Origin of the sequence: Pseudomonas putida (genome assembly GCA_041071465.1) — a bacterium.
Classification (GTDB): domain Bacteria; phylum Pseudomonadota; class Gammaproteobacteria; order Pseudomonadales; family Pseudomonadaceae; genus Aquipseudomonas; species Aquipseudomonas putida_P.
This window is the reverse complement of record CP163498.1, coordinates 5998931-6015898: the sequence shown is the minus strand read 5'-3', so window position 1 is coordinate 6015898 and position 16968 is coordinate 5998931. Positions and strand designations below refer to the sequence as shown.

Annotated in this window: 11 protein-coding genes and 2 pseudogenes; 8 read left to right on the top strand and 5 right to left on the bottom strand. The window is 63.2% G+C overall.

Annotated features, from left to right (window positions below; all coding sequences use genetic code 11):
• Positions 1–14: 14 nt before the first annotated feature.
• From AB5975_27465 to AB5975_27450, 4 genes and pseudogenes are all read left to right on the top strand, one after another.
• Positions 15–1406 carry an FAD-dependent oxidoreductase gene (locus AB5975_27465; GenBank protein XDR20139.1) on the top strand — a complete coding sequence of 464 codons (1392 nt, stop codon included), beginning with the start codon at positions 15–17 and terminating at the stop codon, positions 1404–1406.
• A 97-nt stretch (positions 1407–1503) separates the two neighbouring features.
• Positions 1504–2217: a YebC/PmpR family DNA-binding transcriptional regulator gene (locus tag AB5975_27460; protein ID XDR20138.1), complete on the top strand. Its 714-nt coding sequence runs from the start codon at positions 1504–1506 to the stop codon at positions 2215–2217.
• A gap of 138 nt (positions 2218–2355) precedes the next feature.
• Entirely contained in the window at positions 2356–3300 is a 945-nt protein-coding gene (locus AB5975_27455) for a LysR family transcriptional regulator (GenBank protein XDR20137.1), read from the top strand.
• A gap of 82 nt (positions 3301–3382) precedes the next feature.
• A pseudogene (locus AB5975_27450) lies at positions 3383–4794 on the top strand (DOPA decarboxylase).
• Between the two features lie 35 nt (positions 4795–4829).
• Here the strand turns inward: AB5975_27450 and AB5975_27445 are convergent.
• Entirely contained in the window at positions 4830–6203 is a 1374-nt protein-coding gene (locus tag AB5975_27445; protein XDR20136.1) for an MFS transporter, read from the bottom strand.
• A 288-nt stretch (positions 6204–6491) separates the two neighbouring features.
• Here AB5975_27445 and quiC point away from each other — a divergent pair, with 288 nt between their 5' ends.
• Positions 6492–8399: a 3-dehydroshikimate dehydratase QuiC gene (quiC, locus tag AB5975_27440; protein ID XDR20135.1), complete on the top strand. Its 1908-nt coding sequence runs from the start codon at positions 6492–6494 to the stop codon at positions 8397–8399.
• Positions 8400–8535: 136 nt separating this feature from the next.
• Here quiC and AB5975_27435 read toward each other — a convergent pair whose 3' ends face one another.
• The gene (locus tag AB5975_27435) at positions 8536–9204 is read right to left on the bottom strand and encodes a class I SAM-dependent methyltransferase (GenBank protein XDR20134.1); all 669 of its coding nucleotides are present in this window, start codon (positions 9202–9204) and stop codon (positions 8536–8538) included.
• A 90-nt stretch (positions 9205–9294) separates the two neighbouring features.
• Between AB5975_27435 and AB5975_27430 the strand changes: the two genes are divergently transcribed.
• From AB5975_27430 to AB5975_27420, 3 genes and pseudogenes are all read left to right on the top strand, one after another.
• Complete coding sequence (locus tag AB5975_27430; GenBank protein XDR20133.1) at positions 9295–9807, top strand: sigma-70 family RNA polymerase sigma factor; 513 nt, start codon at positions 9295–9297, stop codon at positions 9805–9807.
• Positions 9808–10791: a FecR domain-containing protein gene (locus AB5975_27425; GenBank protein XDR20132.1), complete on the top strand. Its 984-nt coding sequence runs from the start codon at positions 9808–9810 to the stop codon at positions 10789–10791.
• A 108-nt stretch (positions 10792–10899) separates the two neighbouring features.
• Positions 10900–13325 (top strand): annotated as a pseudogene (locus tag AB5975_27420) (TonB-dependent siderophore receptor).
• Between the two features lie 33 nt (positions 13326–13358).
• Here AB5975_27420 and AB5975_27415 read toward each other — a convergent pair.
• From AB5975_27415 to AB5975_27405, 3 genes are all read right to left on the bottom strand, one after another.
• Complete coding sequence (locus AB5975_27415) at positions 13359–14222, bottom strand: diguanylate cyclase (GenBank protein XDR20131.1); 864 nt, start codon at positions 14220–14222, stop codon at positions 13359–13361.
• Positions 14223–14294: 72 nt separating this feature from the next.
• A complete protein-coding gene (locus AB5975_27410) occupies positions 14295–15623 on the bottom strand; it encodes a TolC family outer membrane protein (protein ID XDR20130.1) in 1329 nt (442 codons plus the stop codon).
• A 1-nt stretch (position 15624) separates the two neighbouring features.
• On the bottom strand, positions 15625–16965 hold the full coding sequence (locus AB5975_27405; GenBank protein ID XDR20129.1) for an HlyD family type I secretion periplasmic adaptor subunit: 1341 nt from the start codon (positions 16963–16965) through the stop codon (positions 15625–15627).
• Positions 16966–16968: the final 3 nt, after the last annotated feature.

The window sequence follows — 16968 nt, the reverse complement described above, 5'->3', positions numbered from 1 at the left end:
AGGAAAGCGAGCGAATGAGACCCTTCTGGCTGCAACAGGCCCTGGAATCGACGCAGGAGGCGGTGTGCCCGTCACTGCAAGGCGATGCCCGTTGCGATGTGTGCATCGTGGGCGGCGGCTACACCGGCCTATGGACGGCACTGATGCTCAAGGAAGCGGTGCCGGCCCTGGATATCGTGTTGATCGAGGCCGACATCTGCGGCGCCGGTGCCAGTGGCCGCAATGGTGGTTGCGCCTTGTCCTGGTCGGCCAAGTACTTCACCCTCGAACGCTTGTTCGGGGTGGCCGAGGCGGTACGCCTGGTGCGTGAGTCGGAGCGCAGCATCGGCGACATTGGCGCGTTCTGCGCAGCCAATGGCATCGACTGCGACTACCGCCTGGACGGCACGCTGTACACGGCCACCAATGCAGCCCAGGTGGGTGCCACCGATGCCGTCATCGCCGCGCTGGAACAAAAGGGTATCAACTCGTTCCGCCGCCTGCCGCTGGAGCAGGTGCAGCGCCTGGCAGGTTCTGCGCGGCATCTGGAAGGCTGGTTCTCGCCGGCCGCCGCCACCGTGCAGCCGGGCAAGCTGGTGCGTGGCTTGCGCCGGGTGGCCTTGCAGCGTGGCGTGCGTATCTTTGAGGGTACCGCCATGACTGGCCTGGAGCATGGCGCCCCGGTGCAGGTGCGCACGGCCCATGGCACGCTGCGCGCCGACCGCGTGGTGTTGGGCCTCAATGCCTGGATGGCGCGGGCCTTCCCGCAGTTCGAGCGCAGCGTGGCGATTGTCTCCAGCGACATGGTGATTACCGAACCGTGCCCCGAGCTGTTGAGCCAGATCGGCCTGGACAGCGGTATCAGCGTGCTCGACTCGCGTATTTTCGTGCACTACTACCACAACACCGCCGATGGCCGGCTGATGCTCGGCAAGGGCGGCAACACGTTCGCCTACGGCGGGCGCATGTTGCCGGTGTTCGACCAGCCGTCGCCGTACCGCCCCTTGCTGCGCGAAAGCCTTGGCGGGTTTTTCCCGGCCTTGGCCGAGGTGCCACTGGCGGCCAGCTGGAACGGGCCGTCGGACCGCTCGGTGACCGGTTTGCCGTTCTTTGGTCGCTTGGACGGGCAGGGCAACGTGTTCTACGGCTTTGGTTACTCCGGCAGCGGCGTTGGCCCGTGCCATATGGGCGGGCAGATTCTTTCGTCGCTGGCGCTGGGGCTGGACAACCCGTGGACCCGCTCGCCACTGGTCAAAGGGCCGCTGGGCCTGTTCCCGCCCGAGCCGATCCGCTACCTGGGCTCACTGCTGGTGCGCAATGCCATTCGCCGCAAGGAGCACGCCGAAGATCGCGGTTTGCGCCCGCGCCGGTTGGATGTGCGGTTGGCGCGGTTTGCGGCGGCGGCGGGCAAGGCCGATAAAGGCTGATGAGATTTCTTGTCGATCCCATGCCTGAGGGCGTATAAAATGCACCCACTTTTGGCCGGTCGCTTCCTGAACCGGTCGCTGAAACAAGAGAGTCGACATGGGCGCACAGTGGAAAGCCAAACATAGAGAAACAGCAGCCAATGCCAAAGGCAAGATCATGGGCAAGCTGTCCAAGGAAATCCAGATCGCTGCCAAGTCGGGTGCCGATCCCGACATGAACCCGCGCCTGCGCCTGGCCATCGTGCAAGCCAAGAAGGCTTCGATGACCCGCGAGACCCTGGACCGGGCAATTCGCAAGGGTGCTGGCCTGGACGGCGATGCCGTGCAGTACCATGCGGTGAGCTATGAAGGCTTCGCACCGCATCAGGTACCGCTGATCGTCGAGTGCCTGACCGACAACATCAACCGTACCGTCGCGCAAATCCGTGTGCTGTTCCGCAAGGGCCAACTGGGCGCCAGCGGTTCGGTAGCGTGGGACTTCAACCATGTAGGCCTGATCGAAGCCACCCCTGCAAGCGCTGACGCTGATCCGGAAATGGCCGCCATCGAAGCCGGTGCCCAGGACTTCGAGGAAGGTGAAGAAGAGGGCTCGACCCTGTTCATCACCGACACCACCGACCTGGACGCAGTGCAGAAGGCGCTGCCGGAACAGGGCTTCACCGTCACCTCGGCAAAAATCGGCTACACCCCGAAAAACCCGGTAAGCGCAGCCAGCCTGAGTGCTGAAGCACTGGCTGAGGTTGAAGCGTTCCTCGAGGCGATCGACGAGAACGATGACGTGCAGAACGTGTACGTTGGTCTGACTGACTGATCTGCGTAACGGGGCCGCTTTACGGCCCATCGCGACACAAGGCCGCTCCCACACAGGTTATGCATTCCCCTATGGGTGCGGCCTTGTGTCGCGAAACGAGGGCAAAGCCCTCGCCTGCGGTCTGGAGCCGAACCCTCGATGAACCCCACCTTCGCCTCCCTAAGCCTCGCCCACCTGCGTACCCTCGACCACCTGCTGCAGCTGAAAAACCTCAGCCACGCTGCCGAGCGCCTGGGTGTCAGCCAGTCGGCCCTGAGCCGGCAGCTAGCCCACCTGCGCGAAGCCTTCGACGACCCGTTACTGGTGCGCCAAGGCCGCGGCTACGTACTCAGCGAACACGCCGAAGCGCTGGTTGAACCGCTGCGCCAGGTCCTCGAAGAACTTCACGCTCTGCGCCAGCCCGCAGTGTTCGACCCGGCACGCTGCGAGCGGCGCTTCTGCCTGGCGGCCTCTGACTATGTAGCCGAACACATGCTGCCGTTGCTGGTGGCGGCGCTGGAGCGTGAAGCACCAGGCGTATCGCTGGAGTACCGCACTTGGCAGGCTGGCCAGTATGCCTTGCTGGCCAGTGGCGAAATCGACCTGGCTACCACCTTGTTCGACGAGTCGCCACCCAACCTGCATGGGCGCTTGCTGGGTGAAGACCGCGCCGTGTGCCTGATGCGCCACGACCACCCGCTGGCAGCGCATGCTGCACTCAGCCAGGCCGACTACCTGGTGCACAAGCATGTGCGCATTTCCGGCGGTGGCGACAAGGACAGCTTCATCGACCGCCACCTGCGTGCACAGGGGGTGCAGCGGCGGGTCAGCCTGGAAGTGCCGTTCTTTTCCGCCACCGTGAAAGTCATTGCCAACAGCCAGGCCGTGGCCACGGTTCCCGAGCACATCGCCCGGCAGTTATGCCGTTTGCATGACCTGGCCTGGCGGCCGCTTGGCTTCATCGACCACAGCCAGCGCTACTGGGTGGTGTGGCACCAAAGGCTGCAGGCTTCGGCCGAGCACCGCTGGTTCCGCAACCGCGTGTTCGAGCTGTGGCGCCAGTCGCAGTTCGGCGTGCAAGGCGGGCATGCGGGTTCGCCATAGCAGGTATGCACAACGCGGGGTTATTCGGTTGGGCACGGGTGCCTAGACTGGGTGGCAGTGGATCACCCAAAGGAGCCCCCACGTGACCCCCGAACAATTCCGCCAATACGGCCACCAACTGATCGACCTGATCGCCGACTATCGCCAAACCGTCGGCGAACGCCCGGTCATGGCCCAGGTCGAACCTGGCTACCTCAAGGCCGCTTTGCCCGCAGCCGCGCCCCAGCAAGGCGAACCCTTCGAGGCCATCCTCGACGACGTCAACCAGCTGGTGATGCCTGGCCTGTCTCATTGGCAGCACCCGGATTTCTACGGTTACTTTCCCTCCAACGGCACTCTGTCCTCGGTACTGGGGGACTTCCTCAGCACCGGCCTGGGTGTGCTGGGCCTGTCATGGCAATCCAGCCCGGCCCTGAGCGAACTGGAAGAAACCACCCTCGACTGGCTGCGCCAACTGCTTGGCTTGTCTGGACAATGGAGCGGGGTCATCCAGGACACCGCTTCGACCAGCACGCTGGTAGCGCTTATCAGCGCCCGTGAACGCGCCACCGATTACGCCTTGGTACGCGGTGGCCTGCAGGCTGAAGCCAAGCCTTTGATCGTGTATGTCAGCGCCCATGCCCACAGCTCGGTGGACAAGGCCGCGCTGCTGGCCGGTTTTGGCCGCGACAACATCCGGCTTATCCCCACTGACGAGCGTTACGCGCTGCGCCCCGAGGCGTTGCAGGCGGCGATCGAGCAAGACCTGGCCGCCGGTAACCAGCCATGCGCCGTAGTTGCCACCACCGGCACCACGACGACCACTGCCCTCGACCCGTTGCGCCCGATCGGCGAAATTGCCCAGGCCCATGGCCTGTGGCTGCATGTTGACTCGGCCATGGCAGGTTCGGCGATGATTCTGCCCGAGTGCCGCTGGATGTGGGACGGCATCGAGTTGGCCGACTCGGTGGTGGTCAATGCCCACAAGTGGCTGGGTGTGGCCTTCGATTGCTCGATCTATTACGTCCGTGACCCGCAGCACCTGATCCGGGTCATGAGCACCAACCCCAGCTACCTGCAGTCGGCGGTGGACGGCGAGGTGAAGAACCTGCGTGACTGGGGGATCCCGTTGGGCCGTCGGTTCCGCGCCCTGAAGCTGTGGTTCATGCTGCGCAGCGAGGGCGTTGACGCGTTGCAGGCGCGGCTGCGGCGTGACCTGGACAATGCCCAGTGGTTGGCAGGGCAGGTGGGGGCTAAAGCAGAGTGGGAAGTGCTGGCGCCGGTGCAATTGCAGACCTTGTGCATTCGCCATCGGCCGGCGGGGCTGGAAGGGGAAGCGCTGGATGCGCATACCAAGGGTTGGGCCGAGCGGTTGAATGCGTCTGGGGATGCGTATGTGACGCCGGCGACGCTGGATGGGCGGTGGATGGTGCGGGTGTCGGTTGGTGCGTTGCCGACTGAGCGGGGGATGTCGAGCGGCTCTGGGCGCGCTTGCAGGAAGTGGTTGAAGGCTGACAATGCCGGGGCCGCAATGCGGCCCCGGCGGTCTATCAGTGGCTCACTGCCTGAAAGCTGCCTTTACGGCTAGCTTCATACGCTTCCTTCTCCATCGGCTTGGCCGCTGGGTTACCCAGGTCTTCCATCGCCAGGCGGTGGGTTTCCGGGGCAATGTAGGCCGCCAAGGCGCACACGCAGGTGATGAAGAACGCCAGGCTACCGACTACCAGCGGGATATTGTCCGAGCCAGGCGGGGCAACCAGTGCGAACAGCGCCGGCAGCATGGCAGTCAGCATGGTGCCGATGTTCTGCGCGATGGCCATGGCCGAAACGCGGTAGCGGGTGTGGAACAGTTCTGGGTAGAAGCTTGGGAACACCGCGTTGTAACCCTGATACACCATGCCCCACATCACGATCGAGGCGGCGAACGCCATTGGCACGTTCTGGATGCTGATTGCATACAGGTAGACGAAGGCCAGCAGACCAGAGCCCAGGCAGCCGGCGATCATGGTCGGGCGACGGCCGATCTTGTCCGACAGGTTACCCACGAACGGGATCACCAGCACCGCGACGATGTTGCCCACTACCGGGATCCACAGGTACACGCTCTTGTCGAAACCGATGCCATACGCCGGCTGCACCGCGTAGGCGGCACCGAAGATGGTGGCCACGACCGGGATCACGTTCATCAGCGCCATGAACATCACCAGCACCATGTGCTTCCAGCTGTGGCGGAAAGCTTCGCTGATTGGCGACTTGGCAACCTTGTCCTGTTTCTCTTCTTTCACGAACGCCGGGGTTTCGTGCACTTCCTTACGGATGATGAAGCCGGCAATCAGCACGATGGCGCTCATCAGGAACGGAATGCGCCAGCCCCATTCGGTGAAGGCTTCGCTAGGCATGAAGTAAGCCAGTGGCAGGAACACCGCCGCCGCCAGTACTTGGCCCGCTTGCACGCCCTGCAGGGTGAAGCTGGCGTAATAACCTCTTCGGCCGAATGGCGCGTGCTCCATGATCATGGAACTGGCCCCGGAGATTTCCCCGGCCACGGCAAAGCCCTGGATCAGGCGCAGTACCACCAGCAAGGCCGGTGCGAGATAACCGATGTCGTGGTAGGTGGGCAGCAGGCCTACGGCCATGGTCGACAGGCCCATCAGGAACATGCACAGCAGCAGGACGTTCTTGCGGCCGCGGGTATCACCCCAGTGGCCCAACACGAAGGCGCCGACCGGGCGCGCCAGGTAGCCCACGCCGTACGTGGCCAACGAGGCGATGATGGCCATTTTCGGGTCGGTATTGGGGAAGAAGATCTGCGGGAAAATCAGCGCAGCGGCCTGGGCATAGATGAAGAAGTCGTAGTACTCGAGTGCCGAGCCTATCCATCCACTGGCGGTCGCTTTCTTTGCTTGCGAGCTGGAGTGAGCCATCGTTGTCTCCGTTGTTATTGTTGTTTGCGCAGGTTCCGCCAGAGGTTATGCCAAGGCAGGAGGCAACGGTCGGTGTGCCTGCGTCTGTGGTTCATGTTGACCACGGGCCAGCGGTCTAGCAATTCGCCAAAACGGGTTTTGTGCGATAATCGAACGCAAAACTAACCATTCCGTACAAATGAATTGAAGCGAGGACTTTACCTGCGAATAATCGATCGTGCCATAAACTGTGCCCGTGGTTTCTACCTGACCGGCACCGTAATTTTCTAACAACAAGGAACTCCCGCCATGCAGCGTTCGATCGCTACCGTGTCCTTGAGCGGCACCCTGCCGGAAAAGCTCGAAGCCATCGCCGCCGCCGGTTTTGACGGCGTCGAGATCTTCGAAAACGACTTGCTCTATTACGCTGGCAGCCCGCGCCAGGTGCGTCAGATGTGTGCCGACCTGGGCATTGCCATCACCTTGTTCCAGCCGTTTCGTGATTTTGAAGGTTGCCGCCGCGACCGCCTGCAGAAAAACCTCGACCGCGCCGAGCGCAAGTTCGACCTGATGCAGGAGCTGGGTACCGACTTGGTGCTGGTGTGCAGCAACGTCCAGGCCGATGCCCTGGGTGATGAGCAACTGCTGGTCGACGACTTGCGTCTGTTGGCCGAGCATGCCGGCAAGCGCGGCCTGCGCATTGGTTACGAAGCCCTGGCGTGGGGCCGCCACGTCAACACCTATCAGCAAGTCTGGAACCTGGTGCGCCAGGCTGACCACCCGGCCCTCGGGGTGATCCTTGACAGCTTCCACACCTTGTCGCTGAAGGGCGACCCAAGCGCGATCCGCGATATCCCAGGCGACAAGATCTTCTTCGTGCAAATGGCCGACGCGCCGATCCTGGCCATGGATGTGCTGGAGTGGAGCCGCCATTTCCGCTGCTTCCCAGGGCAGGGCGAAATGGATATGGCCGGCTTCCTCGCGCCGATCCTTGCCACGGGGTACCGTGGGCCGCTGTCGCTGGAAATTTTCAACGACGGCTTCCGCGCCGCGCCGACCCGGCAGAATGCCGCCGACGGTTTGCGTTCGCTGCTGTACCTCGAAGAACAGACCCGCTTGCGCTTGGAGCAGGAACACACGCCGATCGAACCTGGCGTGCTGTTCACCCCGCCGGCGGCCAGTGCCTATGATGGGGTGGAGTTCCTCGAGTTCGCGGTCGACGAAGCCGTCGGCGCGCGCCTGAGCAACTGGCTAAAGCGCCTGGGCTTTGCCGAAGCCGGCAAGCACCGCAGCAAGGACGTTCAACTGTTGCGCCAGGGCGATATCAACATTGTCCTGAACGCCGAACCGTATTCCTTCGGCCACAACTTCTTCGAGGCCCACGGCCCGTCGCTGTGCGCCACCGCGTTGCGGGTCAAGGATCCGCAAGCCGCCTTGAAGCGCGCCACCGCCTTCCGTGGCCAGCCGTTCCGTGGCCTGGTCGGCCCCAACGAGTGCGAAGTACCCGCGGTACGTGCACCGGACGGCAGCCTGCTGTACCTGGTGGAGCAGGGCACTGCTGGCCACACCTTGTACGACACCGATTTCAGCCTGGACAAGAGCGCCACTGCCACTGGCGGCCTGCGCCGCATCGACCATATGGCGCTGGCCCTGCCGGCCGAGTCGCTGGACAGCTGGGTGCTGTTCTACAAGAGCCTGTTCGACTTTGCCGCCGACGATGAAGTGGTGCTGCCCGACCCGTATGGCCTGGTCAAGAGCCGCGCCCTGCGCAGCCAGTGCGGCACCCTGCGCCTGCCGCTGAACATCTCGGAAAACCGCAACACGGCTATTGCCCATGCGCTGTCCAGCTACCGGGGGTCGGGTGTACACCACATCGCCTTCGATTGTGATGACATCTTCCGTGAGGTGGCACGGGCCAAGCTGGCCGGGGTTCCGCTGCTGGAAATCCCGCTCAACTACTACGATGACCTCGCGGCGCGCTTCGATTTCGACGACGAGTTCCTCAGCGAGCTGGCGTACTACAACGTGCTGTATGACCGCGACGCCCAGGGCGGCGAGCTGTTCCACGTGTACACCGAACCGTTCGAAGAGCGTTTCTTCTTCGAAATCATCCAGCGCAAGGGGGGCTATGCCGGTTACGGCGCGGCCAACGTCGCGGTGCGCCTGGCGGCCATGGCCAAGGCCCGTAGCGGCGCGGCGCGCAAGCCGGTCCTCTGACCCCAACGTGTAGGAGCGGCCTTGTGTCGCGATGGGCCGCTAAGCGGCCCCGAAAATTGATGCCGCGACACAGAACCTGGGGCCGCTTAGCGGCCCATCGCGACACAAGGCCGCTCCTACACCGACCGTGTATGCATCAGCGGCGCTCAGCCACCAGCAACAACGACTGCGGAACCGCACTCTGCGGGTGCTGTGGCTCCTGCAGGCTGACTAGCCTCAACCCTGCCATGTCCAGCGCATTCAGCCAGCTGGCCAGGGTACGGAAGTACCACGGCATCGGTTGCCAATCCCCCGCAAAACCGGCAAATGATTCTTCCCGCCAGCCATCCTGATAATCCCCACCGGCCACGCTCCATGGGTGCAACGTCTGGATCACCAGTGCGCCGCCCGGCACCAGCAGGTCATTCATTGCCGCCAGCAGCGGGATGATGTCCTGGTGCAGCAGCGCAAAGTTGGCACAAACGAGGTCATAGCCCTTGCCCACGTAAACCTCGCCCTCGGCCAATTGTGCGTAGCTGGCCAGGTGCACCTCGGCGGCGCCCACAGCACGTGCGGCATCCACCAGAGCCCTGTCACCATCGACGCCCACAGCCTCGATTCCACGGTCGTCCAGCGCGCGCAGCAGCCAGCCCTCGCCACAGCCCAGGTCAAGTACCCGTTCGGGCTGACGGCCGAGGATGGCCAGCAGAATGGCCTGGTCAGTGACTTGCCGGCGGCTTTCGATGGCGCCGCTGCGCACGGCATCGATCCAGGCCTGGGCGTTGTGCTGCCAACTGTCGAGCAGGGTGCTTTCAGGGTCAGACATGGTGGTGTCCCGGTAGTTGAACTTGCGTTGTGTTGAAACGCTACCTTAATATTGAAAACAATTCTCACTTGCGCAAACAGAATCGCCCCCATGAGCGACGTGCTACCTGGCTCCGACAATCACCTGCGCAATGTAGAAGCACTCTACAACGGCCACCAAGGCTGGCTGCATGCCAGATTGCGCAGGCGCCTGGGCAACGCGGTGGATGCAGCCGACCTGGTGCAGGATACCTTCGCGCGCATTCTGGCCTCGAAGACCGTGGTGTTTGACGAGCCACGCGCCTACTTGAGCTGTGTCGCAGGCGGCATCCTTGCCAACTGGTGCCAGCGCAAATCGCTGGAGCGTGCCTACCTCAAGGCCCTTGAACACTTGCCGGAACCCGAGGTGCCTTCGCCCGAGGCCCGCTTGCTGATTCTGGAAACCCTGCACGAGATAGATGCCATGCTCGACACCTTGCCGCCGTTGGTCAGGCGCGCGTTTCTGCTATCCCAGCTGGGCGGCATGAAGTACGCAGCCATTGCCGAACAGCTGGGGGTATCGCTCATCACCATCAAGCGTTACATGAAACAGGCGTTTCTCCAGTGCTTGAGGCTGGTCGACTAGATGGTCGATGTCCAGCGTGCCGGCCCGGCGGATACCGAAGTGCTTGAAGAAGCGGCCGAGTGGTTGATGACCCTGAGTGCCGGTGATGTCACCGAGGCGCAACGGGCCGACTGGTTGGCCTGGCGCAGCAGCAGCCCGGCGCGTGCGCAGGCCTGGCAGCGTGCCGAACGGCTGATGGGCAAGCTGGAAGGTCTACCGCCGGCGCTGTCGATGTCGGCACTCGACCGCCCGGCCGACCCCGGCCGTCGGGCGATGATCAGCCGGGTGGCGTTGCTGCTGGCCGTGCTTCCGGCAGGTTGGGCCAGCTGGAGGCTGACCGACCAACATGGTTGGGCCGCCGACTATCGCTCGAGCGTAGGCGAATGCCGCCAGCTCACCCTGGCCGATGGTACGCAGGTCTACCTCAATACCGACTCTGCAATCGACATCCGCTTCGATGGCAACGAGCGTTTCATTCAACTGCGCCGCGGTGAAATCCTGGTGCAGACTGCGCCCGACATCGTGGTCCCGGCGCGGCCCCTACGGGTGGGAACACGGGAAGGGCGCATGCAAGCCTTGGGTACTCGCTTCAGTGTGCGAGAGCGGGATGGGCGCACCTGGCTGGCCGTTGTCGAAGGGGCCGTTCGCATCGAACCCGCCGGTGGAGGCGCCAATGCAGGCGCCGTTGTCCAGGCCGGCGAGCGGGTCGATTTCAATGCGTACAAGGTCGGCCGGCCCATGCCGGTCGACCTCACTGCAACGGCCTGGACCCAAGGCATGCTGCTGGCAGACAGCATGCGGCTGGACGAATTTGTGGCCGAGCTGGCGCGCTACCAACGGGGCTTCATTCGCTGCGACCCTCGCATTGCCGGCCTGCGCATTTCGGGGGCCTTTCCGGTCAGCGATACCAGGCGCAGCCTGAGCATGCTGGAGTCGACCTATGCCTTGCAGGTCTCCGCGCACATGAATGGCTACTGGACCCTGCTTTCTCCCGCGCAGCCCTGAAATGCAAGGTACAGCAAAAAAAAACGGCTACCTGGGTGATACTTTTTTCAATCTCGGCTGGCAACAGGAATGAACACTTCCATTCCCAGCCAGAAGGACCCGCCTTTCATGCCTGTTGCAAGTCGTCCATTCCGTAAGCGTGCTTTAGCTGTTGCTGTGCGCGGCTCCCTTTTTGGCGCAGTTCTGGTGGCAGGGGTTGGCCAGTTGCTGCCAGCCGTCGCGCAGCCCCTGGACGCGGTGGCCATCCGCACTTACCAGATTGCCCCGGGCCCGCTAGGGCGGGTCTTGTCCAGTTTCGCGCTGGCTTGCGGCGTTGCGCTTTCGTTTGAACCGGCATTGACCGATGGCCTGCACAGCCCCGGGCTTAGCGGCGCCTATTCGGCGCGGGATGGTATCGCCCAGTTGCTTGCCGGCAGCGGCCTTGAGCTGGTGGAGCTGAGTAACGGCAGCTATCAATTGATCCGCCAGCCAAGCAGTGGTGATAGCCTCACGCTGGCCGCTACCACCATCGAAGCCAATGGCATACGCCACGAAACCTTGCCTGAAGCCTACGCCGGGGGGCAGGTTGCGCGGGTGGGGCGGCTAGGCATGCTTGGCAACAAGGACGTGATGGATACGCCTTTCAGCGTTACCAGCTACACCGCAAAAACCCTCGCCGACCTGCAGGCGGTTACCGTGGCCGATGCCCTGGAGCGTGACCCTTCTGTGCGTTCTACCGGGCAAGCGGGTGGCATCGTCGATTCGTTCTTCATTCGCGGGTTCCCGGTGGGTGAAGGCAACCTGGGCGAACTGGCGTTCGATGGTGTGTACGGGGTTGCACCCAATTACCGCGTGTTCACCGAATATGCCGAGCGGGTAGAAGTGCTCAAGGGGCCGGGGGCTTTGATGTACGGTATTTCCCCGAACAGCGGCGTTGGCGGCGTGATCAACATCGTGCCCAAACGCGCGCTCGCCGAGGATTTGACGCGTGTCACCGCCAGCTACAGCTCTGACACCCAGGTGGGTGGCCACCTCGACATCAGCCGCCGTTTCGGGGACCAGCGGCAATGGGGCGTGCGTTTCAACGGCAGCCTCGCCCAGGGCGACACGGCTATCGATGACCAGCAGCGTGCCTTGGACATTGGCGCCATCGCCCTGGACTATCAAGGTGAGCGCTTGCGCCTGAACCTAGACTTCATCAGCCAGAAGAGCGTTGGGATGCCGCCTCGCGGCCCTTCACCGTAGCGCCTGGCTTCGGTGTGCCCTCTGCCGCCAGTGGTCGAACCAACCTGCCGCAGGACTGGGGCTGGTCGAATACCCGCGAACAATCAGCGTTGCTGGGTGGAGAATATGACATCAGTGACTCACTGACGGTGTTTGCACATGCCGGTGGCGGCAGGGCAGATGTGGCGCGGATGTCCGACCAAGTACCGAAAATTCTCAATGCGGCGGGCGACACCAGCAACACCCCCGGTTACTACAAGTTCAACGTCGATCGTTCCACCGCCGATGTGGGGCTGCGTGCGCTGTTTGAAACCGGAGCGGTCAATCATACGGTAACGGCCATGGCTACCCGCTACCAGGATGAGCTGTCACGCGGCATCAACTTCGGCAAGGAGATCGTTTCGAACATCTATCACCCGGTGGATGTGCCCAAGCAATACATCGCTGCGCCGAAGGTGAGCCGGGTGTCTGAGTCCGAGCTGACCGGCGTTGCCCTGACAGACACCTTGTCGGTACTCGACGACCGCGTGCAATTGACGCTGGGGGTGCGCCGGCAGGAAATCGAGTCGCGCAACTACACAGCGGGGGTGTTCACCACGCGCTACAACGACAGTGCAATTACCCCCGTCGTAGGCGTGGTGGTCAAGCCGTGGGAAAACGTCGCGCTTTACTACAACTATGTCGAAGGCTTGAGCAAAGGCGATATCGCACCGGACACGGCAACCAATGGCGGTGATGCCTTTGCACCCTACAAGACCAAGCAGCACGAGCTGGGCGTGAAGTACGAACACAACACGTTCATGACCACAGTTTCGGTGTTCCAGATAGAAAAACCTAGCGGTGAGCTTGGCGCCGACCGCCGCTTCTCGGTCCAGGCCCAGCAACGTAACCGCGGTATCGAGCTGAGCATGTTCGGTGAGGTTGCACCGGGCACCCGGTTGCTGGGCGGCGTGACGGTGTTGGACGGCAAGCTGACGGATTCGGCAACCCCCGCCAACAAGGGTAACGAAGCGGTCGGCGTGCCGGACGTGCAGGCCAACCTGTGGGCGGAGTGGGATACACCTTGGGCTGAGGGCGTCACGCTGACCGGTGGTGCTATCTATACCGACAGCCAGTACATCGACCAGGCCAATACCCAGGCACTCGATGCCTGGACACGGTTCGACGTTGGGGCGCGCTATGCCACCCGGATCGATGGCCGCCCTACAACATTCCGGGCAACGGTGCAGAACGTGTTCGACCGCGAGTATTGGTCGGGCGTAGCTTCGTACGGCGCGATATCGCCGGGTTACCCGAGGGCGTTGCAGTTGTCGGCCACGGTAGACTTCTGATGCAGGCCCGGTGCCAAAGCGCAGGGGGTATCGTTACCCGGTCGCTGTGTGTTTTCGCTTGACCCGGTACATATCCCCGTCGGCATGGCGCAGCAGCATGTCGGCATCGTGGCCATCTTCAGGGAAGCACGCCACGCCGATGCTGCAGGAGGGCGCGTCGATGCCGGACAACTCCATGCCGAGTGGCTCGGCCATGGCTGCGAGAATACGGGCTACCTGCTCGGCGATGGCCTCTGGCGATGGGCAGTCGGTCAACAGCACGGTGAACTCGTCACCGCCCATGCGCGCCACCGTATCGGTTTCACTTACGCAACCTTCCAGCCGCCGTGCAAGCGTGCACAGCACCCGGTCACCCACAGCATGCCCGTGCACATCGTTGATTTCCTTGAAGTCGTTGATGTCCAGAAACAGCAACGCCAGCGTGTGATCGTGTCGCCGTGCCGTGGCAAGGGCGGTGTCCAGGCGTTCATTGAACATGGCCCGGTTGGCCAGCCGGGTCAGCGGGTCGTGATGGGCGAGGAAGCGCAGTTCATCTTCGGCCTGGCGCAAGGCGGTCACATCCCGCGCCACACCGATACGCGCTTGAGCCTCTTCGGACCAGCTGGCTGCCCACAGGATGTGCACGACGCCGCCGTCCTTGCGTACATAGCGGTTGCGGAAGTCGTAGTGCGCCTGGCCGTTCATCACCCGCACAATAGAGGCGCGCGTGGCTGCAAGGTCGTCAGGGTGCATGTAGTCGGTGATCGGTGTGCCAACCAGTTCGCAGGCTTTGTAGCCCAGCAACACTTCGCAGGCATCGCTGACGAAGACGATCTGGTTGTCCCTGTCGACCACGAACACCGTATCCAGCATCAGGTGGATCAGCCTGGGGTACAAGGCTTGCAGGTCTACGGGCATGGTTCAGGACGTCCGCGGCAGGGTGACCGATCATAGCGCGAAGAAATGCGTCGCAGCTATGGGAAGTCAGCGTCAGTTGCTCACCATGAGTTCCGGCCCCAGGTAGCTGTTGACCTGTTCGATATCGTCATCCCCGAGGCTGCCCACCGAGGAGGCTAGGCGCAACCGTGACATCAGGTAGTTCAACTTGGCCTCGAACAGATCATGGCGGGCGTCATACAGCAGTTCCTCGGCGTTGAGCACGTCCGAATTGGTGCTGGTGCCGCCTTCCTTGAAGCCCTTGCGGGTCGAAGTCAGCGAGCGTTCGTTGGAGGCCACGGCCTTTTCCAGCGCATGAACGCGCAAGGCGCCACTCTGCACGCCACGGTACTCGCGGGTGGTGTCGGAAATCACCTCCTGGCGCGTTGCGTCGAGTTCGTCCAGGGCTTTGGAACTGTTGGCGCTGGCCTGACGGGTCAGGGCGCTCGTACTGCCGCCGCTGTACAGCGGAATGTTCAGCTCCAGCCCGATCGAGCTGTAGTGGTTGCGCTGGTTCAACTCGGATATCGACTGGCTGCTGCCAGCGGTATAGCCCGCCACGAAATCCAGGGTGGGGTAGTGCCCGGCGCGGGCGCGGTTGACTTCTTCTTCGGCCAGCTCGTAGTTGTGCCGGCGCGCATGAATCAGCGGGCTGTCGGCCTGGGCTTTCACCAGCCAGTCCTGCAGGTTGCCCGGCATCAGCGGCGGGGTGGCGAAGCCTGGCTGCAAAGTGGTCAGCGACTGCGGGGTTTCGCCAATGTATTCCTCCAGCTTGCGCCGGGCGTTGATCAGGTTGTCCTGGGCCTCGATCAGGTCGGCTTCGGCGAGGTCACGGCGGGCCACCGATTCGTCGACATCGGTGATGGTGCCGGCCCCCAGCTCCTTGCGCCGCTTTGCCGAGGCCAGTTGCTCTTCGAAGGCGTTCAACTTGGCCTTGGCCAGGGTGATGGTTTCGCTGGCCAGCAGCACATCGAAGTAGGCGTCGGCCAGGCGCACGGCGGCGTCCTGGCTCTTGGCATCGAACACCGCCACGCTATAGTCGGCCCGTTGCTGGCCCTGGCGGTACTCGGCCATCTTCTGCTTGTTAAACAGCGGCTGGCGCAGGCGCACGTTGGCGCCTTTGGAGTCGTAGTCCAGGTCGTTGTCCTGGCCATTCTGGCGCTGGCTGCCATTGACCCTGTTGAAGTAGGCCGCTGCGTTGATCTGCGGCAGCAGGCCCGCCTCACCGATGGCGCGGTTCTCGCCGCCGGCTTGTTTCTCATGCACCGCGGCGCGGTAGATCGGGCCCTGGTATTGCAACAGGTCCCAGGCTTCCTTCAGGTCCATGGCACTGGCCTGAACGGCCACCCCCAACAGGCACAACAGCAGGCATGGGCGTTTCATGTCATTGCTCCTTGAACGCGGCGTCTACGCGTTCGAGCATGGGTTTGAGCAGGTAGCTGAGCAGGTTGCGTTCGCCGGTCTTGATGGTGACGGTGGCGGGCATGCCGGGGCGAATATGGTTGCTGCCCAGCAGCCCCATGCCGGTTGGCGTCACTTCCACCTGGGCCAGGTAGAACGGCTGCTTGCTTTCTTCGTCGAGCAGGCGGTCGGCGGAAATGGTCTTCACCCGCCCCGGAATGTTCGGCGTCTGAGCATGGTTGAAGGCCGGGAAGGCGATGTCTACGGCCAGGCCTGGCACCATCTTGTCGATGGCCTGTACCGGGATCATCGCATCGACCTGCAGCGGCTGGTCGAGCGGCACCACTTCCATGATCTTGGCACCTGGCTGGATAATGCCGCCGACCGTGGCGATGCTCAGGCCCTGGACCATGCCGTCGATGGGCGAGCGGATCACCGTGTGGGTCACTTCATAGTCCAGCGCGCGCAACCGGTCGGCCAGGGTGGTGTTTTCCTTGGCGGTGTCGGTCAGTTGCGATTCCACTTCCTTCAGGTAGTCGTGCTGGCGTTGCAGCATGCGCAGCTTGATTTCGGTGGCCTGGCTACGCGCCCGGGCAATGTTGTTGAGGTTTTCGGCCTGGCCTGCGGCCAGGTCGGCATTGCTGCGCTCCAGCTCCAGCAGGCGGTTGCGCGGCACATAGCCTTCGGCGGCGAGTACGCGGGTGCCTTGCAGTTCCTGGTTGAGGAAGCCGATCTGCGAGGCGCGGGCGCCGTATACCTGCTGCAGGCCCTTGAGTTGCACCGCCGAGGCCGTGAGGTTTTCTTCGAGGATGCTCAATTCACCGGCGAGCCCGGCGCGGCGGGTGTCGAGCAGCCGCTGCTGCAGGTCCATGGCTGCCAGCAAGCGTGGGTCACTGCCATAGTGTTCGAGCAGGGCGGGGTCGAACGTGACGCTGTCGCGGCCGTCGCGTTCGGCTTCCAGGCGGTTTTCCACGGTTTTGCTGACGATGTACTGGGCGCTGAGCGCGCCTTGTTCGGCCACCGCGCGCAGGGCATCGAGGCGCACCACTTCCTGGCCTTTTTTCACCACATCGCCTTCGCGCACCAGGATCGCCTCGACCGTGCCGCCGCTCAGGTGTTGTACCGCCTTGCGGTTGCTGGTGACCTTGACCGTGCCGGTGGCGACCACCCCGGCATCCAGTGGCGCCAGGCAAGACCACAGCAGAAAGCCGCCAAAGCCGGCAATGACCATCCATACGCCCCAGCGTGCCGGACGCCCTGCATCCAGGTCGATCAGGTTGTTGGCTTCGGCGGGGATCAATTCGGCGTGCTGAATGATCTGCATGAT

Excerpts from the sequence above, each read along its gene's own strand:
- AB5975_27425 (XDR20132.1), top strand. The coding sequence starts at position 9,808 with ATGGTCGATGTCCAGCGTGCCGGCCCGGCGGATACCGAAGTGCTTGAA.
- quiC (XDR20135.1), top strand. The coding sequence starts at position 6,492 with ATGCAGCGTTCGATCGCTACCGTGTCCTTGAGCGGCACCCTGCCGGAA.
- AB5975_27415 (XDR20131.1), bottom strand. The coding sequence starts at position 14,222 with ATGCCCGTAGACCTGCAAGCCTTGTACCCCAGGCTGATCCACCTGATG.
- AB5975_27435 (XDR20134.1), bottom strand. The coding sequence starts at position 9,204 with ATGTCTGACCCTGAAAGCACCCTGCTCGACAGTTGGCAGCACAACGCC.
- AB5975_27430 (XDR20133.1), top strand. The coding sequence starts at position 9,295 with ATGAGCGACGTGCTACCTGGCTCCGACAATCACCTGCGCAATGTAGAA.
- AB5975_27410 (XDR20130.1), bottom strand. The coding sequence starts at position 15,623 with ATGAAACGCCCATGCCTGCTGTTGTGCCTGTTGGGGGTGGCCGTTCAG.
- AB5975_27455 (XDR20137.1), top strand. The coding sequence starts at position 2,356 with ATGAACCCCACCTTCGCCTCCCTAAGCCTCGCCCACCTGCGTACCCTC.
- AB5975_27445 (XDR20136.1), bottom strand. The coding sequence starts at position 6,203 with ATGGCTCACTCCAGCTCGCAAGCAAAGAAAGCGACCGCCAGTGGATGG.
- AB5975_27465 (XDR20139.1), top strand. The coding sequence starts at position 15 with ATGAGACCCTTCTGGCTGCAACAGGCCCTGGAATCGACGCAGGAGGCG.
- AB5975_27460 (XDR20138.1), top strand. The coding sequence starts at position 1,504 with ATGGGCGCACAGTGGAAAGCCAAACATAGAGAAACAGCAGCCAATGCC.
- AB5975_27405 (XDR20129.1), bottom strand. The coding sequence starts at position 16,965 with ATGCAGATCATTCAGCACGCCGAATTGATCCCCGCCGAAGCCAACAAC.